This is a genomic window from Cupriavidus oxalaticus (assembly GCF_038900635.1).
In the GTDB taxonomy this organism is placed as follows: Bacteria; Pseudomonadota; Gammaproteobacteria; order Burkholderiales; family Burkholderiaceae; genus Cupriavidus; species Cupriavidus oxalaticus_B.
In genome coordinates this window covers 61,571-82,609 of sequence record NZ_JAYMRX010000013.1, presented here as the reverse complement: position 1 = coordinate 82,609, position 21,039 = coordinate 61,571, and the positions used below count along the sequence as shown (strand labels likewise).

The window sequence follows — 21,039 nt, the reverse complement described above, 5'->3', positions numbered from 1 at the left end:
CCGGAGAAGAACATGCCCCTCTATCCCATCCTCAGCGCGCTGCTCGGCTATCCCGAGCAGGACCTGATCGACGCGCTGCCCGAGATCGACGCCGCCCTGGCCGAATGGCCGCAGGCGCGCGACATGCTGGCGCCGGTGACCGGCATGCTGCGCGGCGAATCGCTGATCGCGCTGCAGGAAAACTATGTCGCCACCTTCGACCGCAACCCCTCGCACTCGCTGCACCTGTTCGAGCATGTGCACGGCGAAAGCCGCGACCGCGGCCAGGCGATGGTCGACCTGATCGACGAATACCGGCGCGACGGCTTCGAGCCGGCCGCGTCGGAGTTGCCGGACTACGTGCCGCTGTTCCTGGAGTTCCTCGGTGCGCTGAGCGCCGATGGCAAGGACGAGCGCGCGGAGCAGCTGCTGGGCGAGGCGATCCACGTGCTGGCCGCGATCGGCGACCGGCTCGCGCGCAACCTGAGTCCGTACGCCGGCGTGTTCGCCGTGCTGCGCACGCTGACCGACGTGCAGCCGCAACCGCAGCAGGAGCCGCCGGTGCGGGACATGGACGAGGCGCTGGAGACCTTCGGTCCGGGCGCCGATGGCGTGGAGCCGCTGCTGGCGCCGCAGACCGGGCCGCAGACGGTGAAGTTCTATCCGCGCGGCACGGCGCCGGTGCCGGTGCCTTGCTGATATGCCTTCGCCGACCGACTGTTTTCTCCCCTCTCCCGCACGCGGGAGAGGGGCGGGGGGTGAGGGCGGGAGCTTCGACGAAGCGCCGGTGCTTAAACCACCCCTCACCCTGCCCTCTCCCCTGAGGGGAGAGGGAACACAGCTGGCACAGACGGACACCGGGGCAACCTGCAGCCCAATCCTCTCAACGAGCTAACACCATGGCAACCCTCCACCAATTCCTCTACGGCATCTACCCCTACATCGCTGCCGCCATCTTCCTGTTCGGCAGCCTGGCCCGCTTCGAGCGCGAGCAGTACACCTGGAAGACCGACAGCTCGCAGATGCTCTACCGCGGCAACCTGCGCATGGGCAACATCCTGTTCCACGTCGGCGTCCTGGGCCTGTTCTTCGGCCACCTGGTGGGCCTGCTGACGCCGGTGGCGGTATGGGACGCGCTGGGCGTCTCGCACGGCTTCAAGCAAGGCGTGGCAATGGCCGCCGGCGGCGTGATGGGCACCATGTGCCTGGCCGGCCTGCTGATCCTGCTGCATCGCCGCCTGACCAACGCGCGCGTGTCCGCGGTGACCCGCACCGGCGACAAGGTGCTGCTGCTGTGGCTGCTGGTCACGCTGCTGCTGGGCCTGTCCACCATCTTTGAGTCGGCCAGCCACATGGACGGCCACATGATGGTGCAGCTGATGACCTGGGCCCAGCATCTCGTCACGCTGCGCGGCGATGCCGCCAGCCATATCGCCGACGCGCCGCTGCTGTTCAAGGCGCACCTGTTCATGGGCATCACGCTGTTCGCGATCTTCCCGTTCACGCGGCTGGTGCATGTGTGGAGCGGCTTTGCCTCGGTCGGCTACGTTGGCCGCGCCTGGCAGCTGGTACGTGGCCGCTGAACCAAGGGAGAACCGACATGCCTGTTACTGTCAACGGCGTGGAACTGCGCGACGCCGATATCGAACGCGAGCTGGACCATCATCATGACGCGGCCAATCCCGCGAAGATGGCGACGATCTCGGCCATCCTGCGCCTGCTGGTGCGCGAAGAGGCCGGCCGCATCGGCCTGAGCGTGCCCGGCCAGGACGACAGCAACGACGATGCGCTCGCCATGGCGCTGCTGGAACGCGAGGCCGGCATTCCCGAGCCCGACGAAGCCAGCTGCCGCCGCCACTACGACAGCCGTCCGGAGCGCTTCCGCGACGGCGAATGGGTCGAGGCCGACCACATCCTGTTCCAGGTGACGCCACGCGTGCCGCTGGACGCGCTGCGCGAAATCGCGGCGCAGACGCTGGCGCTGGTGCGCGGCGATCCGTCGAGCTTCGCTCAGCATGCCCGCGCGCTGTCGAACTGCCCGAGCGGCAACAACGGCGGCCGCCTGGGCCGCGTGTTCCGCGGCGAAACCGCGCCCGAGTTCGAGCGCGCGCTCTTTGCCGCGCAGCATGACGGCGTATTGCCGCAACTGGTCGAGAGCCGCTTCGGACTGCATATCGTGCGCATCCTGGAGCGCTGCCCCGGCACCCGCCTGCCCTTCGACGCCGTGCGCGGCGACATCGCCTGTGCGCTGGCCACGGCGGCGCGGGACCGCGCGTGGAAGCAATACGCCAGCCTGCTGATCGGCCGCGCCCGCATCGAAGGCATCGAACTGGAAGGCGCCGACAGCCCTCTGGTGCAGTAGCGCCGCCATCCTGACCAACGGAAACCGCCATGCATCAGATCGAACATCTACTGAAGGGCTTCGAGCGGTTCCAGCAACGCTATTTCGACGATGCGCCGAGCCTGTTCGACGCGCTGCGCACCGGGCAGCAACCGCCCACCCTGCTGATCGGCTGCTGCGACTCGCGCGTGGACCCGGCCCTGCTGCTGGGATGCGACCCGGGCGATCTCTTTACCGTGCGCAATATCGGCAACCTGGTGCCGCCCTGCACCGGGCGTCATGAAGGCAGCCTGCACGGCGTGTCCGCCGCGATCCAGTTTGCCGTCGAGCAACTACACGTCGACCGCATCATCGTGATGGGCCATGGCGGCTGCGGCGGCATCCGCGCGTTGCTGGCGCAGCCGGCCGACGCCGGCGACCATCCGCCCGACGAAGGCGACAAGGGTGACGAAGGCGACTACCTCGGCGCCTGGGTGCGCATCGCCGCACCGGCGCGCCGGCAGGTGGAGCAATCGCTTGCCGACGCCAGCCCGGCGCAGCGCCAGCGCGCCTGCGAACAGGCGGCCATCCTGGTCTCGCTGCGCAACCTGCAGACCTTCCCGTTCGTGCGGCGCGCGCTGGAAGCAGGAAAGCTGACGCTGCATGGCTGGTACTTCGACCTTCAGGCCGGCGCGCTGCTGGCCTACTCGCAACGCGCCGATGCCTTCCTGCCGCTGGTATGCCCTTTGCCCATTACCGCCGCACAAACCGAATCCGTCACGACATGAATCCCTTTATCTTCGGCATCACCGGCACCTCCGGCAGCGGCAAGACCACGCTGATCACCGCACTGCTGCCCTGGTTTCGCACGCACGGCCTGAGCGTCAACGTGATCAAGCACAGCCACCATCCACTGGAACTCGAGCCCCCCGGCAAGGACAGCGCGCGCTTTCGCGCGGCCGGCGCCACGGAAGTGATGGTGGCCTCGCCCTATCGCTACGCCATCGTGCGCGAGCTGGCCGACGAAGCCGAGCCGACGCTTGCCGAACAGGTGGCGCGGCTGCGGCCGGCGGATATCACGCTGGTCGAAGGCTTCCGCCGGGAGGATATTCCGCGCATCGAGGTGTATCGCCCGGCGCATGGGCGTGCGCCCTACTATCCCTGCGATCCTTCGATCCTGGCGGTGGCTACCGATGCGCGGCTCGACACCTTGCTGCCATGCCTGCCCCTGGACAATATTGCGCAGGTGGGGCGGTTCATCCTCTCCATGCGCGGCCGGAACCATCTGGAGCCGCTCGACCCTGGCGCTTTCCCCAAAGCGATGGACATGGTCGCCGCCTGAAAGCGACCCCGGCGGCATGTGCGGGATGCTGCGTCTGCACCTCGCCGGAACACCCGCGCCAGTGCCCGTCCCGCCACCCGCCTCGACAATTTCCGCACGCCGCCTATCTTTAGGGGTGTCAGTACCGTCGCCGCCGGTGCTGCCGCCTGCCCGTACGCGGCAGGCGGCAGCCGCCAATTTGCGCGGACACAGGCAATAAGCGAATGAACGAGGACTCGCCCCCGCGGCAGAACTACGAGGATGCCTTGCTCGGCATCGTGGGGGAGATGTCTACCGCTATGCGGCCGCAGGCCGAATCCGGTGCAGCGGCCGCCCCCTCGATGGACAGCGCGCTCGAAGCCGAACTGGGCTTCGACAGCCTGACGCGCGCCGAACTCCTGACCCGCATCGAGCAGCGCTTCAGCGTCAGCCTGCCGGAGCAGGTACTGGCGCAGGCGGACACGCCACGCGCGCTGCTGCGCGCCGTGCTCGCCGCCAGGGACCTGCCGCCCGGCGCCGAGGATGGGCCCGCACGGCTGGCCAGCCCGGCATCGGCAGATGGTGCGGCGCAGGCGCCGGAAGGCGCCGCCACGATGACGGACGTGCTGCGCTGGCACCTGCACCGCCACCCTGACCGTACTCACATCATCCTGCACAGCGGCGAAGGCGAGGATACGCCGATCACCTTTGCGCAACTGCACCGGCGCGCCTGTAGCGTGGCCGCCGGCCTGGCCGCGCGCGGCGTTCGCGCCGGCACGACCGTGGCGCTGATGCTGCCAACCAGCGCGGAGTATTTCTACTGCTTTACCGGCATCCTGATGGCAGGCGGGATCCCCGTGCCGCTCTACCCGCCGGCGCGGCTGGCGCAGATCGGCGATCACTTGCAGCGCCACACCGGCATCCTGGCCAACGCGCAGGCGCCGATCCTGATCACGGTGGCCGAAGCCCGCCCGCTCGCCACCCTGCTCAAGGCCAGCACCGGCACGCTGCAAAGCGTGCTGACGCCACAAGAGGTGGAGGACACCGCTGCCGCGCCGGTCCATGCGATGCTGCGCGCGCACGACATCGCGCTGCTGCAATACACCTCCGGCAGCACCGGCTCGCCCAAGGGCGTGGTGCTGACGCATGCCAACCTGCTGGCCAACCTGCGCGCCATGGGCATGGCGCTGTCGGTCGACTCGCGCGACGTCTTTGTCAGCTGGCTGCCCCTGTATCACGATATGGGCCTGATCGGCGCCTGGCTGGGCAGCCTGTACTACGCCTTCCCGCTGGTGGTGATGTCGCCGCTCACGTTCCTGGCGCGACCCGAGCGCTGGCTTTGGGCGATCCACAAGTACCGGGGCACGCTGTCGGGCGGGCCCAATTTCGCTTATGAACTGTGCCTGCACAGGCTGGCGCAGGCGGACCTGTCGGGGCTGGACCTGTCGAGCTGGCGCTTCGCCTTCAACGGTGCCGAGCCGGTGAGCCTGCAGACCATGCGCAATTTCACGGCGCGCTTTGCCCGGCATGGACTGCGCGCACAGGCGGCAGCGCCGGTCTACGGGCTGGCGGAGGCATCGGTGGGGCTGACGTTCCCGCCGCCGGGACGCGATTTGACTGCCGACCGCATCGACCGCGCCGCATTCGTACGCACATCGCGCGCCGTTCCCGCCGACGCGGACGGGCAAGCCGTGGCAGGCGAACGCGATGCCATGGAGATCCCTTCGTGCGGCCGGCCGCTGCCCGGCCACGATATCCGCATCGTCGACGCCAGCGGCTGCGAACTGCCCGAGCGGCGGGAGGGCCTGCTGCAGTTCCGCGGGCCATCGGCCACCAGCGGCTATTTCCGCAACCCGGCACAGACGCGCCAGCTGTTCGACCGCGGCTGGCTCAACACCGGCGACTACGCCTATCTCGCCGACGGCGAGCTCTTCATCACCGGGCGCGCCAAGGAAACCATCGTTCGCGGCGGCCGCAATCTCTATCCCTACGAAGTGGAGCAGGCCATCGGCGCCATTCCCGGCATCCGCAAGGGCTGCGTCGCGGTGTTCGGCAGCCCCGATCCTGACAGCGGCACCGAGCATATCGTGGTGATGGCGGAAACCGCGGCAACGGACGAAGCGGCGCGGCACGCGCTGCAACGGCAGGCGCTGAAGACCGCGCTCGATGTACTGGGCATGCCGCCGGACCATGTCGTGCTGGTGCCGCCGCACACCATCCTGAAGACGTCGAGCGGCAAGATCCGGCGCGCCGCTTGCCGCGAGCGATTCGAGCATGGCGGCACCGGCCTGGGCGAAGCCGCGCCATGGCTGCAGATTGCGCGCTTCGGCTGGCAGGCGCTGCTGCCGCAGCTGCGGCGCGGCCGGCATGCCGCCGCCGGGCTGTCCTATTCGCTGTACGCGTGGCTGTTGTTCGCCGCGATGGCGCCAGTGACATGCCTGGCATCGGTGGCAATGCACCGGCCTGCCATGGCATGGGCGCTCAGCCACCACGCCGCCCGGCTGCTGCTGCGGCTGGCCGCGGTGCCATGGTTCGTGCAGGGGCTGGAGCACCTGCCGCGCAATCGCGCCTGCGTGCTGGTATCGAACCATGCCAGCTACCTGGACGGCCTCGTGCTGATCGCCGCGCTGCCGATGCCGGTATGCGTGGTGGCCAAGCGCGAACTGCAAGCGCAACGCATCCCTGGCGCCTACCTGTCCAGCATCGGGGCCGACTTTATCGACCGCTTCGACAACGTGCGCGAATCCGAGGCCATCGAGCGGCTGGTCGAGGCAGTGCACGGCGGGCGATCGGCCCTGCTGTTCCCCGAAGGCACCTTCGGCCGCGAGCCCGGGCTGCAACGATTCCGCTCGGGCGCCTTCGTCGCCGCCGCCCGTGCCGGCGCCCCGGTGGTTCCCATTGCGCTGCGGGGCACCCGCTCGGTGCTGCGCGACGGCCAGTGGCTGCCGCGCCGGGGGCCGATCAGCGTCGTCATCGGCCAGCCCCTGCCGCCTGACGGGCACGACTGGCCGGCGGCAATGCGGCTGCGCAATGCCGCCCGCGCCGAGATCCTGCACTACTGCGGCGAGCCCGATGCACTGCGCGTGAAGGCGCAGCCTGCGCGGCCCCACCTCGCGCGGCAGCTGCCATGATCCCCGCTGGCCGGACCTGGCGTCAGCCGCCGGCCGTCACACCCGCCGTCTCACCCGCCGTCTCACCATAAGGCAATGGAGACCTTTGCCACCGCCCCGATGTGGGCCGGATTTTTCGTCCTGGTGCTGGGCACGCTGCTCGTGGACATCTTTGTCCTTGGCGGGCGGCACGCGCACCGGGTCTCCTCGCGCGAGGCGCTGGGATGGACTCTCACCTGGATGACCCTGGCCGCGCTGTTCGGCCTCGCGCTCTGGTGGGTGGTGGCCGAGGACGCCGGCCACGACGCCGCCTATCGCAAGCTGCTGGAGTTCTACACCGGCTACCTGATCGAGCTGTCGCTGTCGGTAGACAACATGTTCGTGTTCGCGATGATCTTCGGCTATTTCGCCGTGCCGCCGGAACTGCAGCGCCGGGTGCTGCTGCTCGGGGTGCTCGGCGCGATCCTGATGCGCGCCGCCATGATCCTGGTGGGCGTATGGCTGATCAGCCAGTTTGCCTGGATCCTCTACGTGTTCGGCGTGTTTCTCGTCATCACCGGCATCAAGATGCTGTTCATGTCCAGGCACGCGCCCGACCTCTCGCGCAATCCCATCGTCCGCTTCCTGTGCGCGCATATGCGGATCACCTCGGAATATCACGGCGAACGATTCTTCGTACGCATCGACGGCCTGCGTTATGCCACCCCGATGTTCGTGGTGGTGCTGATGGTCGAGGCCACCGACCTGGTGTTCGCGGTCGACAGCATCCCGGCGATCTTCGCCGTGACCACCGATCCCTTCATCGTCTTCACTTCGAACATCTTCGCGATCATGGGTCTGCGGGCCCTGTATTTCCTGCTCGCCAACCTGGCGGCGCATTTCCAGTACCTGAAGTACGGCCTCGCCATCGTGCTCGCCTTTATCGGCGCCAAGATGCTGGTCGAGCCGTGGTTCCACGTACCGGTGCACTGGTCCCTGGGCGCGGTCGCGATGACGCTGTTCGTCTCCGTCCTGCTCAGCCAGGCCAGGACCAGGCGGACCGCCGCGGCGGGCGATCAGCCGGGCCGTAGCGGCGCAGCGCGCGAACGCGAGGCCGGTAACCGGCGCACATGAGGAGCAAGCCATGAACAAGATCCTTCTGGCGACCGACGGGTCGTCCTATAGCGACGCGGCTGCGCGCTACCTGGCGCAAAGCCCGTTGCTGACCCGCGACTTCGTCGTGCACGTGGTGCATTGCGAACCGGATGTGCCCGGCGACATCAAGTCTTTCATCGATCGCCGCACGCTCGACGACTGGCATCGCGAACAGAACGAGAAGGCGATGGGCTCGGTGGCCACCATCCTCGGCGAAGCCGGAATCCCGTTCGAGCGCCATGGCTTCACAGGCTTCGCACCGACCCGCATCGTCGAGTATGCGAGCCAGATCGGCGCCAGCCTGATCGTGATGGGCTCGCATGGCCGGGGCGGCTTCCTGGATGCCATCGTCGGGTCGGTGGCAAGACGGGTCCTCGCCCATGCGCACTGCCCTGTGCTGCTGATCAAGGATTAGCGGCGCGTCGTTTCCGCTACGCAAGCCCCTTGCCATAAGGCGGCGCGATTCCACGAGAAGGCGCCGCCCTGGGAACGCGCGCGCCCGCCCGGCACGCAACCGCTGCAACCGCCGCAACCGCGCCTTCTCCATCGGCGAAAAAAACCGTTGCGTGACATCCGGTACGGTTTGATGCCAGTCAATCCCCTTCTCGCAGTGTGTCCGCATCATCACTGCAAGCGCCTGGTGCCAGTTCGCGCCCCACAGCACCGCGACAACAGCTTTCCACAACCCGCTGAACCACGGCACCATGAAAGCAAGAAAATGGCTTTACCCCGCATTCGCGGCACTGCCGCTCTCGCTCTGGCTGGGTCTTCCCCAGGCAGCCACCAACACCGCCAGGGCCGCACCGAAGCCTGAAGCAAAAGCGGAACAGAAGGCGGCAATCCCCACGCTCACCGCGGCCGAGTTCGACCACGCCAGGCAGATCTACTTCGAGCGCTGTGCCGGCTGCCACGGCGTGCTGCGCAAGGGCGCGACCGGCAAGCCGCTGACGCCAGACATCACCCGCGCGCGCGGCTCCGAATACCTGAAGACCTTCATCAAGTACGGCAGCCCGGCCGGCATGCCGAACTGGGGGACTTCCGGCGATCTCTCCGACCAGGAAGTCGACCTGATGGCCCGCTACATCCAGCTCGACCCGCCGACGCCGCCGGAATTTTCACTGGCCGACATCGAGAAAAGCCGCAAGGACATCCTGCCCGTCGCGCAACGGCCGACGAAGAAGATGAACCAGTACAACCTGGACAACCTCTTCTCCGTCACGCTGCGCGACGCCGGCGAGGTCGCGCTGATCGACGGCGACAGCAAGCAGATCATCAACATCGTCAAGACCGGCTACGCGGTGCATATCTCGCGCATGTCGGCGTCGGGCCGCTACCTGTACGTGATCGGGCGCGATGCGCGGCTGGACCTGATCGACCTGTGGCTGCCCAAGCCCGACATCGTCGCCGAGGTCAAGATCGGCATGGAGGCACGCTCGGTCGAAACCTCCAAGTACAAGGGCTATGAGGACAAGTACGCGGTGGCGGGCTCGTACTGGCCGCCGCAGTACGTGATCATGGAAGGCGATACGCTCAAGCCGCTGAAGGTGGTGTCCACGCGCGGCATGACCGTCGACAACGAGTACCACCCCGAGCCGCGCGTCGCCTCGATCGTCGCCAGCCACTACCACCCCGAGTTCGTGATCAACGCCAAGGAGACCGGCAAGATCCTGATGGTCAACTACTCGGACCTGTCCAACCTGAAGACCACCACCATCGATTCGGCCAAGTTCCTGCATGACGGCGGCTTCGATTCCACAGGGCGCTACTTCCTGGTCGCGGCCAATGCGTCGGACAAGATCGCCGTGGTCGACACCAAGGAAGACAAGCTTGCCGCGCTGATCGAGGTGGGCAAGACCCCGCACCCGGGTCGCGGCGCCAACTTCACGCATCCGAAATTCGGCCCGGTCTGGGCCACCAGCCACCTGGGCGACGAGACCATCAGCCTGGTCGGCACCGATCCCGCCGGCCATCCGGCGCAGGCCTGGAAGGTGGTGCAGACGCTCAAGGGACAGGGCGGCGGCTCGCTGTTCATCAAGACGCACCCCAGGTCCTCGAACCTCTGGGTCGATACACCGCTGAATCCCGATGCCAAGCTGAACCAGTCGGTGGCGGTGTTCGATACGCGCAACCTGGAAGACGGCTTCAAGGTGCTGCCGATCGCCGACTGGGCCGGCCTGAAGGGTGCAGGCGCCAGGCGCGTGGTGCAGGCCGAGTACAACAAGGCCGGCGACGAGGTCTGGTTCTCGGTCTGGGGCACCAAGGACGGCGAGTCCGCGCTGGTGGTGGTCGATGACAAGACCCGCACGCTCAAGACGGTGATCAAGGACAAGCGCCTGATCACGCCCACCGGCAAGTTCAACGCCTACAACACGCAACACGACGTCTACTAAAACCCGCGGCACCGCACCGCTCTCTCGGTGCGGTGCCGGCTTCCATTCCCCCAAACGGAGAAATCACGATGAAGCTTCCCATCCACCTGCCTGCGCGCCTGCCCGCGCTGCTCGCAGCCGCCGGCTGTGCCCTCTCGTTCGGCGCCGCCATACCCGGCGTGGCTCATGCGAACCAGCAGCTTGCGTCCAGCAAGGCCTGCCTGTCCTGCCACGGCGTCGACAAGAAACTGATCGGACCGGCCTTCAAGGACGTCAAGGCCAAATACGCAGGCAAGAAAGACGGGCAGCCGCATATGGTCCAGTCGATCCTGAAGGGCAGCAATGGCCAGTGGGGCGCAATGCCGATGCCGGCCAACGCGGTCAGCGAGGCCGAGGCCAATACGCTGGCCAAATGGATCCTGTCGCTCTGATGACACGGGCGTGGCGTGGCGCCACGGCGACGGTGCTGGCCGCGGCGCTACTGGCCGCGCCGGCAACGGTGCCGGCGCAGTCCACGCCCACGCCCACGCGGCAGGCGCAACTGGCGCACTGGCTGCGCGACGATTGCGGCGCCTGCCACGGCATGACGCTGCGCGGCGGGCTGGGTCCGGCGCTGACGCGCGAGGCGCTGGCGGGCAAGCCGCCGGAGAGCCTTGTCGCCACCGTGCTGTACGGGCGCCCCGGCACCGCCATGCCGCCCTGGCAACCCTTCATGACGCAGGATGAAGCCCTATGGCTGATCGAACGACTCCGGGCCGGCGAGCCGCCGCCCGTCATGCCAGTCACCGCGCCGCCGGCACGCTGATGCGCGGCCTCGCCGCCGCGCTCGCCTGTGCCGCCGCGCTGCTGGCCGGCTGTGCCGGCGCGGTGCGCGGCACCGGCGATCTCGGCGTGGTGGTGGAACGTGCCGCCGGCCGGCTGCAGATCGTTGAAACCACCGGCATGACGCGGCTGGCCACGGTCGACGGGCTGGGCGACCTGTCGCACGCCAGCGTGGTGTTCTCGCGCGATGCGCGCTACGCCTACGTATTCGGCCGCGACGGCGGGCTCACGCGCGTGGACCTGCTGGATGCGCGCATCACGCACCGCATCCAGCAGGCGGGCAACAGCATCGGCGGTGCGATCTCGCAGGATGGAAGCGTGGTGGCCGCGCAGAACTACGCGCCGGGCGGGATCAGGCTGTTCGATGCCCGCACCCTTGAGCCGCTGGCGGACCTGCCGGCCATCGGGCAGGACGGGCGCCGCGCCAAGGTGGTGGGCCTGGCGGACCTGCCGGGCCGGCGCTTTGCCGCCAGCCTGTTCGAGTCCGGCGAGATCTGGATCGTCGATGCCGCCGATCCGCGCCATCCGCAGGTGACGCGCGTGCCGGCCGGGCGCGAGCCGTATGACGGCCTGGTCACGCCCGACGGACGCTGGTACCTGGCCGGCCTGTTCGGCGAGGACGGGCTGGCGCTGGTCGACCTGTGGCAGAGGCCCCTGCAGGCACGCCGCATCCTCTCCGGCTACGGCCGCGGCAGCCAGCCGCTGCCGGTCTACAAGATGCCGCACCTGCGCGGCTGGGCGATGGCGCAGGGCCAGGCGTGGCTGCCCGCCATCGGCCGCCACGAAGTGCTGGTCGCCGATCCGGCGCACGGCTGGCAACAGACCGCGCGCGTGGCGCTGGCGGGTCAGCCCGTCTTCGTCATGGCACGTCCGGACGGGCGGCAGGTATGGGTCAATTTCGCCTTCCCGCAAAACGACACCGTGCAGGTCATCGACACCGCCGCGCGCGAGGTGGTACGCACGCTGCGCCCGTGCCGCGGCGTGCTGCATATGGAATTCACCCCGAAGGGCGAGGCGCTGTGGCTGTCCTGCCGCGACGACAACCGCGTCGAAGTCTATGACACCGCCAGCCTGGCGCGTATCGCCACGCTGCCGGCCGACAATCCCAGCGGCATCTTCTTCACCGCGCGAGCGCAGCGCTTCGGCATGTAGGGGGGCCATGCTCGACGAACGCACCCTGTACGACACGCTGCAGCACGACTTTCCGCTGCAGCCCCGCCCCTACCAGGCGCTCGCGGAAGGGCTGGGCCTGTGCGAGCACACGCTGCTGTCGCTGCTGGCGCGCGACCTCGGCACGGGCCGGATCAGTCGCGTCGGCGCCGTGTTCGCGCCCAATGTGATCGGCGTCAGCACGCTGGCCGCGTTGAGCTTGCCGACAGCGCAGCTCGATCGCGTGGCCGCGCGAGTCAGCACCTGCGCGTCGGTCAGCCACAACTACGCGCGCAGCGGTCACGCCTACAACCTGTGGTTTGTCGCAGGCGCGCGCGAGCGCAGCACGCTGGACGGCACGCTGGCCGCCATTGCCGGCATGGCGGGGCAAGTCCCGCTGGACCTGCCGATGGCGCGCGAGTACCACATCGACCTGGGCTTTGCGCTTGGTACCGGCGACCGCGGCACGACCGTTCGCCGCCGGATCGCCGCACCCGTGCAGCCGGTCTCGCTGGATGCGGAGGACTGGCGCCTGGTGGCCGCGCTGGAGGCAGGTCTGCCGCTGACGCCACGACCATTCCATGAGCTGGCGCTGCGCACGCGGCTGCCGATACCCTGGATGCTGCAGCGGATTGCGCAATGGTCGGCGCAGGGCCTGATCCGGCGGCTCGGCGTGGTGTTGCGCCACGGCCGCTTCGGCTACGGCCACAATGCCATGTGCGTATGGGACGTGCCGGACGCCCGCGTCGACGCGATCGGCCTGCGCCTGGCACGCCAGCCGCGCGTGACGCTGTGCTACCGGCGCGAACGGCGCCGGCCGGCCTGGCCCTTCAACCTGTTCGCGATGATCCATGCGCGCGATGCGCACGACCTGCAGCCGGCACTCGACCACATCCGCGCCACCGTGGGGCTGGAGCGGACCCCCGGCGCGGTGCTGGTCGGCACCCGTTGCTACAAGCAGCGCGGCACGCGCTACGCCACGCAGGAGGCGGCATGAGCATGACAGCCGATGCCTGCGGCGCCGAGCCTCCCGACACCATCGACGCCATCGACGCCATCGACGCCACTGACCGCCGCATCATCAACGCGCTGCAGCGCGGCCTGCCGCTGGTGCCGCGGCCCTATGCCGTGGCAGCCGCCTCCCTCGGCATCGGTGAGGACGAATTGCTGGCGCGGCTGCGCCGGCTGCTCGACCACGGCGTGCTGACACGCTTCGGCCCGCTCTACCAGATCGAGCGCGCGGGCGGCCGCTTCGTGCTGTGCGCCTGCCACGCGCCGGAACAACGGCTCGACGCGGTCGCCGGCGCGATCAACGCCTTCCCCGAGGTCGCGCACCACTACCAGCGCACCCACCACCTGAACCTGTGGTTCGTGCTGGCGGTCGCGCGGGCCGAAGACGTGGCCCCGGCGCTCGCGCGCATCGCCGCCGCGGCGGGCGTCGAGATCCTGCCGTTTCCCAAGGAGCGCGAGTTCTTCGTCAACCTCTTCCTGCCCGCATGATGCCCAAATGATGCCCACGACCGCCCACGATGCCATCGATCTCGCCCTGATCCGCGCCACGCAGGCGGGCTTGCCGCTGGAGCCGGCGCCATTTGCCGCGGTCGCCGCCACGCTGGCAATCGATGAATCCGAAGTCATCGCCCGGCTGGCCGCGATGCAGGCGCGCGGCACGCTGCGCCGCATCGGCGCGGTACCCAACCACTACCGGCTGGGCTGGCGCGCCAATGGCATGACGGTGTGGGACGTGGACGATGCCCGCGTCGATGCGCTCGGCGAGCGCGTGGGTGCGCTGCCCTTCGTCAGCCACTGCTACCTGCGCCCGCGCCGCTTGCCGCGCTGGCCCTACAACCTGTTCGCAATGGTCCACGCGCGTACGCGCGCCGACGCGGCGCCGCAGATCGCCCGCATCGCTGCGCTGCTGGGCGACGCCTGCGGCGCGCATGATGTGCTGTGGTCCACCCGCATCCTGAAGAAAACCGGCCTGCGCCTCCCCCCGGACGGCGCTGCTTCACAGGAGCCACGCTGATGTTCCGCCTGTCCCGTTTCATGGAAGCCCTGCGCGATGCCGGACCGGTGCCACCTGCCCGCAAGGCCGCCGGGCCGGTCGTGATCTGGAACCTGATCCGCCGCTGCAACCTCAACTGCCGGCATTGCTATGCCACTTCGGCCGATACCGATTTCAAGGGCGAGCTCGATACCGGCCAGGCGCTGCGCGTGCTCGGGCAATTGCGCGACGCGCGCGTGCCCGCGCTGATCCTGTCCGGTGGCGAGCCGCTGCTGCGGCCGGACCTGTATGACATTGCCGCACATGCGCGCGCGCTCGGCTTCCATCTTTCGCTGTCGTCCAACGGCACGCTGCTCGATGCCGGTCACGCCGCCCGGCTGGCCGCGGCGGGTTTCGACTATGTCGGCGTCAGCCTGGACGGCCTGCCCGCCACGCACGACCGCTTCCGCCGCAGCGATGGCGCCTTCGCGCAGGCGCTGGCGGGGCTGCGCGTCGCGCGCGCCGCCGGCCTGCGCGTCGGCGTGCGCATGACGTTGACCGAAGCCAACGCCGCGCAGCTGCCCGATCTCGTCGCCCTGGCCGAACGCGAAGGCATCGACAAGTTTTACCTGTCCCACTTCAACTACGCCGGCCGCGCGCGCAGCCATCGCGCCGAGGACGCGCGGCATGCGCGCACGCGCGCTGCGCTGGACTGGCTGTTCGACCATGTCTGGCAGCGCACGCGCGCGGGCCATGCCGGCGATTTCGTCACCGGCAACAACGACGCCGACGGGGTCTACCTGCTGTACTGGATTGCGCAGCGCTTCCCGCACCGCGTTGCCGACATGCGCCGGCGGCTGGAACAGTGGGGCGGCAACGCCACCGGCGTGGGTGTCGCCAATATCGACAACCTCGGCAACGTGCATCCCGACACGATGTGGTGGCACGTCACGCTGGGCAACGTGCGCGAGCAGCCCTTTGGCGAGATCTGGGCAAGCCGCGCCGATCCGCTGATGGCGGGACTGGCCAGCCGGCCGCGCCCGTTGCAGGGACGCTGCGCGGACTGCGCGCACCGCGCCATCTGCAACGGCAACACCCGCGTGCGCGCATTCGCGCTGAGCGGCAACGCGTGGGCGGAAGATCCGGGCTGCTACCTCAGCGACGCGGAAATTGCCGCCGCGCCCGGCACGGAGGTGGCGGCATGATGCGCATTGCCCGCTGGCTCCTGTCCGTGGCGCTCGCTTGCTGGCTGCAGTCCGCGTTCGCGCTCGATCCTGCCGCGCTCTATGGCCTGCACTGCGCCGCCTGCCACGGCGCCGACCGCCTCGGCGGCATGGGCCCCGCGCTGCTGCCGGAAAGCCTGGAGCGGTTGCGCGCCAGCGAGCTCGACACCGTGCTGCGCGACGGCCGTGCCGCGACGCAGATGCCGGCCTTCGGCGCCATGCTGGCTGCGCCTGAACTGCAGGCACTGGCGCGCTGGCTGCGCACGGCACCCGCCGCCGCGCCGCAATGGAGCGCCGACGCGATCCGTGCCAGCCACGTGGTCACGCATGCACCCGGCACGCTGCCGGCACGTCCCGTGTTCAGCGCCGATCCGCAGAACCTGTTCGTGGTGGTCGAGGCAGGCAGCCATCACATGACCGTGCTCGATGGCGACCGGCTGGCACCGATCCATCGCTTTGCCACGCGCTTCGCCTTGCACGGCGGTCCCAAGTTCAGCCGCGATGGCCGCTATGTCTACATGGCAAGCCGAGATGGCTGGGTCAGCAAATACGACCTGTGGAACCTGGCCTATGTCGCCGAGATCCGCGTCGGCATCAACACGCGCAACGTTGCCGTCAGCGACGACGGGCGCTGGGTGCTGGCCGGGAATACGCTGCCGCGCACGCTGGTGCTGCTGCGCGCCGACGACCTGTCGCTGGCGCGGGTGATCGACGTCAGGGGCCGCAGTGGCGACGCCTCGCGGGTATCGGCGGTCTACGACGCCGCACCGCGCCACAGCTTTATCGCGGCGCTGAAGGACATCGCCGAGGTCTGGGAAATCCCGTATGCGGATGCCGCCGGCAAGTCCCTGGCGTCGCTGTCGCCGCGTGCAATCGTGCTGGACGATGTGCTCGACGACTTCTTCTTCGACCAGCCTTACCGCCATATCCTCGGTGCATCGCGCAGCGGCGGCGGCCAGGTGATCGACCTCGGTCAGGGTCGCAAGGTGGCCTCGCTGGCGCTCGGCGGCATGCCGCACCTCGGCAGCGGCATCACGTGGGAGCGGGACGGCCATGAAGTGATGGCGTCGCCCGACCTCGGGCAGGGCCGCATCTCGGTGATCGACATGCAGGACTGGCATACCGTCGCCACCATCCCGACCAACGGCCCCGGCTTCTTCCTGCGCAGCCACGAGAACAGCCGGTACGCCTGGGCCGACGCCATGATGAGCCCGCGGCGCGACACCCTGCAGGTGATCGACAAACAGACCCTGCAGGTCGCCGGCAGCGTCACGCCCAGCCCGGGCCACACCGCCGCGCATGTGGAATTCACACGCGACGGGCGCTATGCGCTGGTCAGCCTGATGGAGCGCGACGGCGCGCTCGTAGTCTATGACGCCGCCACGCTGCAGGAAGTGAAGCGCATCCCGATGGACAAGCCCATCGGCAAGTACAACGTGTTCAACAAGACCACGCGTTCGGCCGGCACCAGTCATTGACGCCATGCCGCCGCGCGCGCAGGAGTCCTACGCATGAACTCTCCCCTCAAGCCCGGCAAGGTCTGGCTGGTCGGCGTCGGCCCCGGCAGCCCCGACCTGGTCACGGTGCGCGCGATGCGCGCGCTCGCGTGCGCCGACGTATGGCTGGTCGATGACCTGGTCTCGCCGGAGATGTCCTGCTATGCCCGGCCCGGCACCCACGTCGAGTGGGTCGGCAAGCGCGGCGGCCGCTGCTCGGTCACCCAGGCGCGCATCCAGCAGCTGACGCTGCAGCATGCGCTGGCCGGCCGTACCGTGGCGCGCGTCAAGGGCGGCGACCCGCTGCTGTTCGGTCGCGGCGGCGAAGAAGCCGCCTTCCTGCGCGCGCACGGCGTGCCGGTGGAAGTAGTCAACGGCATCAGCAGCGGCATGGCGGCGGCGCAGGCCCTGGGCGTCGCGCTGACCCACCGCGCGCACTGCCACGGCGTGACCTTCGTCACCGGGCACACCAGCGAACACGGCTCGCCCGACTGGGACGCACTGGTGCGCGCCGGCACCACGCTGGTCATCTACATGGGCATGAGCCGGCTCGCGGCAATCCGGGACGAACTGCTGGCGGCCGGCATGCGCGCCGACATGCCGGCGGCGGTGGTGATGCATGCCGGCGGCGCGGCAGAACGCTGCTGGGCCGGCACGGTACAAACGCTCGCCGAAGCGTTGTCCGCCGGGATGGCCAGCCCGGCGGTGGTGCTGGTGGGCGGCGTGGTAGCAGACGCCATGCCACAGGCGATGGCCTTGTCGTCCGCCGCGCCGTAGCTCCTGCTGGCGGGACTCCCCGTCCCGCCCGGGATATGGCACCATCGTCGGCACACCCAGATCACGCAAGCGCCCGCAATCCCCGAAAGTGGCTGCCCTGACACATCATTCCCCCAAGCTGCACCTGACCGCCGGGCGTGGCTTTGCCTTGCATGAAAGCCGCCACACGGGCTTCCGGCGCGAATGGCATACGCACGACTGCAGCATGCTGCTGTGGACGCGCGCCGGCCGGCTGCGCAGCGTGTGGGAAAACCAGGACGAGGCGCAGCAGCCCGGACCGGTCGCGGCCACGCTGGTACGCGGCGGCGCGGTCCTGCTGCCGGCGTCGACGCGCCATTTCACCGCGGCGGAAGCCGGCCGCCAGCATCACGGCGAACTCTACCTGCCCCCTGACAGGCTGCGCGGAGCCGCGCCCTACGGCGCGCTGCGGCTCGACGGGGCTGCGCTGGCCATGCTTGAAGCGCTGCTGGCGCCCGGGCTTGCGCCGGCCAGCGCGGAGCTGCTGGTGCGCGCCATCGTCGGGCAGGTCATGGCCAGTCCGCTGCTGGCGCTGCCGCAGGAGCCTGCCTCGCTCGCGCTCAGGCTGGTGCGATGCTTCAGCGCGGCGCTGGAGCGCGACCAGCCGCTTCCGTCGATCGATGCCGCGGCCTGCGCCCTGGGCGTCTCGGCGCGGCAGTTGCAGCGCGCCTGCCAGGTCGAATTCGGCGCCAGTCCGGTCGCTGTCCGGCGGCGCGTGCTCGCGGCGCATGCGCGCAGCCTGCTGGCCGCGGGGTTGCCGCTGTCCCGCGTCAGCGAGCGTGTTGGCTTCGCCAGCAGCGGCCATCTCGCGCGCCTGCTGCGCGAGGTGCCGCCTGCGGGCTGAGCGCACTGCCCGGGTCAACCATTACCTGCCATTCACGCCAGGCAGGCCTCCAGTTCGATCTCGATCCACGCGCGGTCCGGCAGGCTTGCCACACCCACCGCGGTGCGGGCCGGCAGCGCCTGATTGGGGAAAGCCAGTGCCAGCAACGCGGAGGCGCTGTCCACCACCAGCGAGTGCCGGGTGAAATCGCCATGCGCACGCACGAAGCCGCGCAGCCGCGTGACCTGCCGCACTGCCGCCAGTTCGCCACCGGCGGCCGCGCGTAGCGCGGCCAGCGCATTCAGCATCGCCACCTCGGCTGCAAGGCAGGCGGCCGGGATATCGGCTTCGGTGGCGCAGCAGCCAGCCATGGCAATGCCGTCACGCCGCGGCGTCTGGCCACTGATGCTGATGCGGCCGTCGATCAAGCAGGCCGGCGCGTAGCTGCCGCGCGGGACAGGCGCGTTCGGCAGCACTAGGCCCGCGGCCGCGAGCCGGGCTTCCGGCGTTGTGGCGCTCATGACTGGCTCCATTGGACCGCGCCGCCGAGCCAGCAGCCGTTTGCCGTACCGTCGGCCGCCATGCGCGGTGCCACCACGATTTCGGAGGGACGGCCCATGGTTTCGCCCTGCCGTACCGCGAGCACCGGCGCGACACCCCGGGAGTTGCCGGCAAGGTGTCCCCACAGCGCAGCGGCGGCAATGCCGGTGGCGGCGTCCTCCGGGTAGCCGGAGGAGCGCGGAAACTGCCGGGCATGCACCACCCGCGTGGCCGGCGGCGCTGGCGGGTCGTCCGTTGCCGCATCCGCGTACGGGTACAGCCCGGTGGACCCGATCGCATCGCACAGCTCCGCCATCCGAGAGAAGTCCGGCTGCAACGCGGCCAGCGCCGCTGCATCCGGCATCGCCACCAGTGTCTTGACGCGGCTGGTGCAGGCGTTGGTCATGGCGTGGCCGGCGCCATCGCCGGGCAAGCCCAGCACCGCGGCGACCGCCCGGCGCTGGGCCGCATCCAGCGCGGTTTCCTGCACCGGCGGCTGCGAAATCCACACCCGCTGCGCCGCGTCGTCCCAGCGCGCCGTCACGATGCCGCTCAGCGTCTCGACGCGCGCGGCCGGCGTGGTCCAGCGCCCCCATTGGCGCAGCGCCCACAATGCGCCCACCGTGGCATGGCCGCACATCTCCATCTCGTGGCGCGGCACAAAGAAACGCAGGCGCAGGTCCGCCCCTTCGGCCGACGGCGGCAGCACAAAGGCGGATTCATGGCCGTGGCGCGCCGCGACTTGCTGCATGTCCGCCTCGGACATGCCTTGCGCATCGGCCACCAGCGGTACCGGGTTGCCGCCGCCGGGGCCACGTGCGAATACGTCGATCAGCGCTACGCGGCCGCGCGCGGGCATGGTGTGTTGCTGTGGCTTATTCAATCGTCGCTCCCACGGACCGGGCAATCCCGCCCCAGTAAGACAAGTCGTGCTGCACGGCGCCGAGCATCTCGGCAGGTGTGCCCGGGCGCGCCGTCACGCCCTTGTCGGCGAGTTCGCGGACAGTGTCCTTGTCCGCCAGCACCTGGTTGAGCGCCTGGTTCATGCGCGCGACCACCGGCGCCGGCGTCCCGCGTGGAAACGCCAGTCCATACCAGAGCTGCTGCGCGAAGCCCGGCACGCCCTGGCTGGCGAAGGTCGGCACGTCGGGCAGCAGCGGCGTCGGCGCCGTGGTCGCGACGGCGAGCAGCTTGCCGGCGCGGAGGTACGGCACAAGTCCCGCGGGGTTGTCGAACATCAGCTGTACCTGGCCACCGATGAGGTCGGTATAGGCGGGCGCCGCGCCGCGATACGGCACATGCGTCAGCGGCACCCTGGACAACGCCTGGAATTGCACGCCGATCAGGTGCGATACCGTGCCCACGCCGACCGAGGCAAAGCTGTGCTGCGCAAGCTTGTCGTGGCGCAGCCGGTCGAGCAGCGTTTTCACGTCAGGTGCCTGCAGCGCGCGATTGACCGCGAGCACATAAGGCGACGTGCCGATAAAGCCGGCGTAGGCAAAGTCGGTGGCCGGCCTGTACGGCAGCCTGGGATAAACGCTGGCGCTGACCGCATGCGTACTGGTGGTCGCCACGCCGACCACGTAGCCGTCCGGCGCGGCACGCGCCACGAAGGTCGAGCCGATGGTACCGCCCGCGCCGCTGCGGTTGTCGATCACCACGGGCTGGCCGAGCGCCGCCTGCAGCTTGGGCTGGATGGTGTGAACGAGCAGGTCGGTGCCGCCGCCGGCCGGAAACGGCACCACCAGCGTCACCGGCCTGGTGGGCCAGCCCTGCGCGACAGCAGCGCCGGCCTGGGCCAGGCAAAGCACGCCGAGCATGCAGGCGGGTAGCTTGGAAAGGAAGGGTGGCAGGGTTGCCATGGGGCGTTCTCCTTGACTTGAACGGCTTGAGTCTAGGGAAGGCGCACGCTGCGGCCAAACCGGCACGCGACATGCCTTGATCCGAAATCGGACAACGTCAATTGCGCCCGCCATGCCGCCCCACCATGCGGCC

At 69.4% G+C, this 21,039-nt stretch carries 22 protein-coding genes; 19 read left to right on the top strand and 3 right to left on the bottom strand.

The features are described 5' to 3' along the window. The first annotated feature begins 12 nt into the window (after window positions 1–12). From narJ to VSR71_RS20405, 19 genes are all read left to right on the top strand, one after another. Window positions 13–678, top strand: coding sequence for a nitrate reductase molybdenum cofactor assembly chaperone (gene narJ, locus VSR71_RS20495; protein WP_342915676.1), 666 nt, complete (start codon window positions 13–15; stop codon window positions 676–678). 200 nt (window positions 679–878) lie between these two features. After that, window positions 879–1,562, top strand: coding sequence for a respiratory nitrate reductase subunit gamma (narI, locus tag VSR71_RS20490; RefSeq protein WP_342915675.1), 684 nt, complete (start codon window positions 879–881; stop codon window positions 1,560–1,562). Window positions 1,563–1,579: 17 nt separating this feature from the next. Beyond that, a complete protein-coding gene (locus tag VSR71_RS20485; protein ID WP_342915674.1) occupies window positions 1,580–2,341 on the top strand; it encodes a peptidylprolyl isomerase in 762 nt (253 codons plus the stop codon). Window positions 2,342–2,370: 29 nt separating this feature from the next. Beyond that, complete coding sequence (locus VSR71_RS20480; protein ID WP_342915673.1) at window positions 2,371–3,087, top strand: carbonic anhydrase; 717 nt, start codon at window positions 2,371–2,373, stop codon at window positions 3,085–3,087. Continuing rightward, window positions 3,084–3,641, top strand: coding sequence for a molybdopterin-guanine dinucleotide biosynthesis protein B (gene mobB / locus VSR71_RS20475; protein ID WP_342915672.1), 558 nt, complete (start codon window positions 3,084–3,086; stop codon window positions 3,639–3,641). The genes VSR71_RS20480 and mobB overlap by 4 nt, the downstream gene beginning before the upstream one ends. A 203-nt stretch (window positions 3,642–3,844) precedes the next feature. Continuing rightward, a complete protein-coding gene (locus VSR71_RS20470; RefSeq protein ID WP_342915671.1) occupies window positions 3,845–6,730 on the top strand; it encodes an AMP-binding protein in 2,886 nt (961 codons plus the stop codon). Between the two features lie 75 nt (window positions 6,731–6,805). After that, window positions 6,806–7,822 (top strand): TerC family protein, encoded by a 1,017-nt coding sequence (locus VSR71_RS20465; protein ID WP_342915670.1) that lies wholly within the window; start codon window positions 6,806–6,808, stop codon window positions 7,820–7,822. A 10-nt stretch (window positions 7,823–7,832) separates the two neighbouring features. Further along, on the top strand, window positions 7,833–8,258 hold the full coding sequence (locus VSR71_RS20460; RefSeq protein WP_133095920.1) for a universal stress protein: 426 nt from the start codon (window positions 7,833–7,835) through the stop codon (window positions 8,256–8,258). Between the two features lie 289 nt (window positions 8,259–8,547). Next, complete coding sequence (locus VSR71_RS20455) at window positions 8,548–10,233, top strand: nitrite reductase (RefSeq protein WP_342915669.1); 1,686 nt, start codon at window positions 8,548–8,550, stop codon at window positions 10,231–10,233. 68 nt (window positions 10,234–10,301) lie between these two features. Next, the gene (locus VSR71_RS20450) at window positions 10,302–10,643 is read left to right on the top strand and encodes a c-type cytochrome (protein WP_342915668.1); all 342 of its coding nucleotides are present in this window, start codon (window positions 10,302–10,304) and stop codon (window positions 10,641–10,643) included. After that, window positions 10,625–11,017 (top strand): cytochrome c, encoded by a 393-nt coding sequence (locus VSR71_RS20445; RefSeq protein WP_342915667.1) that lies wholly within the window; start codon window positions 10,625–10,627, stop codon window positions 11,015–11,017. Before VSR71_RS20450 ends, VSR71_RS20445 begins: the two co-directional genes overlap by 19 nt. Then, entirely contained in the window at window positions 10,945–12,186 is a 1,242-nt protein-coding gene (locus VSR71_RS20440) for a cytochrome D1 domain-containing protein (RefSeq protein ID WP_342915666.1), read from the top strand. The genes VSR71_RS20445 and VSR71_RS20440 overlap by 73 nt, the downstream gene beginning before the upstream one ends. A gap of 7 nt (window positions 12,187–12,193) precedes the next feature. Next, window positions 12,194–13,180 carry an Lrp/AsnC family transcriptional regulator gene (locus VSR71_RS20435; RefSeq protein ID WP_342915665.1) on the top strand — a complete coding sequence of 329 codons (987 nt, stop codon included), beginning with the start codon at window positions 12,194–12,196 and terminating at the stop codon, window positions 13,178–13,180. 2 nt (window positions 13,181–13,182) lie between these two features. Next, window positions 13,183–13,683: an Lrp/AsnC family transcriptional regulator gene (locus tag VSR71_RS20430; RefSeq protein ID WP_342915767.1), complete on the top strand. Its 501-nt coding sequence runs from the start codon at window positions 13,183–13,185 to the stop codon at window positions 13,681–13,683. 10 nt (window positions 13,684–13,693) lie between these two features. Further along, window positions 13,694–14,209: an Lrp/AsnC family transcriptional regulator gene (locus VSR71_RS20425; protein ID WP_342915766.1), complete on the top strand. Its 516-nt coding sequence runs from the start codon at window positions 13,694–13,696 to the stop codon at window positions 14,207–14,209. After that, on the top strand, window positions 14,209–15,372 hold the full coding sequence (gene nirJ, locus VSR71_RS20420) for a heme d1 biosynthesis radical SAM protein NirJ (RefSeq protein ID WP_342915664.1): 1,164 nt from the start codon (window positions 14,209–14,211) through the stop codon (window positions 15,370–15,372). Before VSR71_RS20425 ends, nirJ begins: the two co-directional genes overlap by 1 nt. Continuing rightward, window positions 15,369–16,868: a cytochrome D1 domain-containing protein gene (locus VSR71_RS20415; protein WP_342915663.1), complete on the top strand. Its 1,500-nt coding sequence runs from the start codon at window positions 15,369–15,371 to the stop codon at window positions 16,866–16,868. The genes nirJ and VSR71_RS20415 overlap by 4 nt, the downstream gene beginning before the upstream one ends. 33 nt (window positions 16,869–16,901) lie before the next feature. Further along, window positions 16,902–17,663: a uroporphyrinogen-III C-methyltransferase gene (gene cobA / locus VSR71_RS20410; RefSeq protein WP_342915662.1), complete on the top strand. Its 762-nt coding sequence runs from the start codon at window positions 16,902–16,904 to the stop codon at window positions 17,661–17,663. A gap of 88 nt (window positions 17,664–17,751) precedes the next feature. Beyond that, window positions 17,752–18,525 carry a helix-turn-helix transcriptional regulator gene (locus VSR71_RS20405; protein ID WP_342915661.1) on the top strand — a complete coding sequence of 258 codons (774 nt, stop codon included), beginning with the start codon at window positions 17,752–17,754 and terminating at the stop codon, window positions 18,523–18,525. 32 nt (window positions 18,526–18,557) lie between these two features. Here VSR71_RS20405 and VSR71_RS20400 read toward each other — a convergent pair whose 3' ends face one another. Genes VSR71_RS20400 through VSR71_RS20390 form a run of 3 tightly spaced genes read right to left on the bottom strand, consistent with a single transcriptional unit; the run spans window position 18,558 to window position 20,906 of the window. Next, a complete protein-coding gene (locus tag VSR71_RS20400) occupies window positions 18,558–19,025 on the bottom strand; it encodes a RidA family protein (RefSeq protein WP_342915660.1) in 468 nt (155 codons plus the stop codon). Beyond that, window positions 19,022–19,903: a PhzF family phenazine biosynthesis protein gene (locus VSR71_RS20395; RefSeq protein WP_428979443.1), complete on the bottom strand. Its 882-nt coding sequence runs from the start codon at window positions 19,901–19,903 to the stop codon at window positions 19,022–19,024. Before VSR71_RS20395 ends, VSR71_RS20400 begins: the two co-directional genes overlap by 4 nt. A gap of 16 nt (window positions 19,904–19,919) precedes the next feature. Further along, window positions 19,920–20,906 carry a Bug family tripartite tricarboxylate transporter substrate binding protein gene (locus tag VSR71_RS20390; protein WP_428979441.1) on the bottom strand — a complete coding sequence of 329 codons (987 nt, stop codon included), beginning with the start codon at window positions 20,904–20,906 and terminating at the stop codon, window positions 19,920–19,922. Window positions 20,907–21,039 lie beyond the last annotated feature (133 nt).

Coding starts and splice junctions, on each gene's coding strand:
- VSR71_RS20425 (WP_342915766.1), top strand. CDS start 13,694: ATGCCCACGACCGCCCACGATGCCATCGATCTCGCCCTGATCCGCGCC.
- VSR71_RS20460 (WP_133095920.1), top strand. CDS start 7,833: ATGAACAAGATCCTTCTGGCGACCGACGGGTCGTCCTATAGCGACGCG.
- narI (WP_342915675.1), top strand. CDS start 879: ATGGCAACCCTCCACCAATTCCTCTACGGCATCTACCCCTACATCGCT.
- VSR71_RS20415 (WP_342915663.1), top strand. CDS start 15,369: ATGATGCGCATTGCCCGCTGGCTCCTGTCCGTGGCGCTCGCTTGCTGG.
- VSR71_RS20395 (WP_428979443.1), bottom strand. CDS start 19,903: ATGCCCGCGCGCGGCCGCGTAGCGCTGATCGACGTATTCGCACGTGGC.
- VSR71_RS20450 (WP_342915668.1), top strand. CDS start 10,302: ATGAAGCTTCCCATCCACCTGCCTGCGCGCCTGCCCGCGCTGCTCGCA.
- VSR71_RS20430 (WP_342915767.1), top strand. CDS start 13,183: ATGACAGCCGATGCCTGCGGCGCCGAGCCTCCCGACACCATCGACGCC.
- VSR71_RS20465 (WP_342915670.1), top strand. CDS start 6,806: ATGGAGACCTTTGCCACCGCCCCGATGTGGGCCGGATTTTTCGTCCTG.
- VSR71_RS20455 (WP_342915669.1), top strand. CDS start 8,548: ATGAAAGCAAGAAAATGGCTTTACCCCGCATTCGCGGCACTGCCGCTC.
- VSR71_RS20480 (WP_342915673.1), top strand. CDS start 2,371: ATGCATCAGATCGAACATCTACTGAAGGGCTTCGAGCGGTTCCAGCAA.
- nirJ (WP_342915664.1), top strand. CDS start 14,209: ATGTTCCGCCTGTCCCGTTTCATGGAAGCCCTGCGCGATGCCGGACCG.
- VSR71_RS20440 (WP_342915666.1), top strand. CDS start 10,945: ATGGCTGATCGAACGACTCCGGGCCGGCGAGCCGCCGCCCGTCATGCC.
- VSR71_RS20435 (WP_342915665.1), top strand. CDS start 12,194: ATGCTCGACGAACGCACCCTGTACGACACGCTGCAGCACGACTTTCCG.
- cobA (WP_342915662.1), top strand. CDS start 16,902: ATGAACTCTCCCCTCAAGCCCGGCAAGGTCTGGCTGGTCGGCGTCGGC.
- VSR71_RS20470 (WP_342915671.1), top strand. CDS start 3,845: ATGAACGAGGACTCGCCCCCGCGGCAGAACTACGAGGATGCCTTGCTC.
- narJ (WP_342915676.1), top strand. CDS start 13: ATGCCCCTCTATCCCATCCTCAGCGCGCTGCTCGGCTATCCCGAGCAG.
- VSR71_RS20390 (WP_428979441.1), bottom strand. CDS start 20,906: ATGGCAACCCTGCCACCCTTCCTTTCCAAGCTACCCGCCTGCATGCTC.
- VSR71_RS20445 (WP_342915667.1), top strand. CDS start 10,625: ATGGATCCTGTCGCTCTGATGACACGGGCGTGGCGTGGCGCCACGGCG.
- mobB (WP_342915672.1), top strand. CDS start 3,084: ATGAATCCCTTTATCTTCGGCATCACCGGCACCTCCGGCAGCGGCAAG.
- VSR71_RS20485 (WP_342915674.1), top strand. CDS start 1,580: ATGCCTGTTACTGTCAACGGCGTGGAACTGCGCGACGCCGATATCGAA.
- VSR71_RS20400 (WP_342915660.1), bottom strand. CDS start 19,025: ATGAGCGCCACAACGCCGGAAGCCCGGCTCGCGGCCGCGGGCCTAGTG.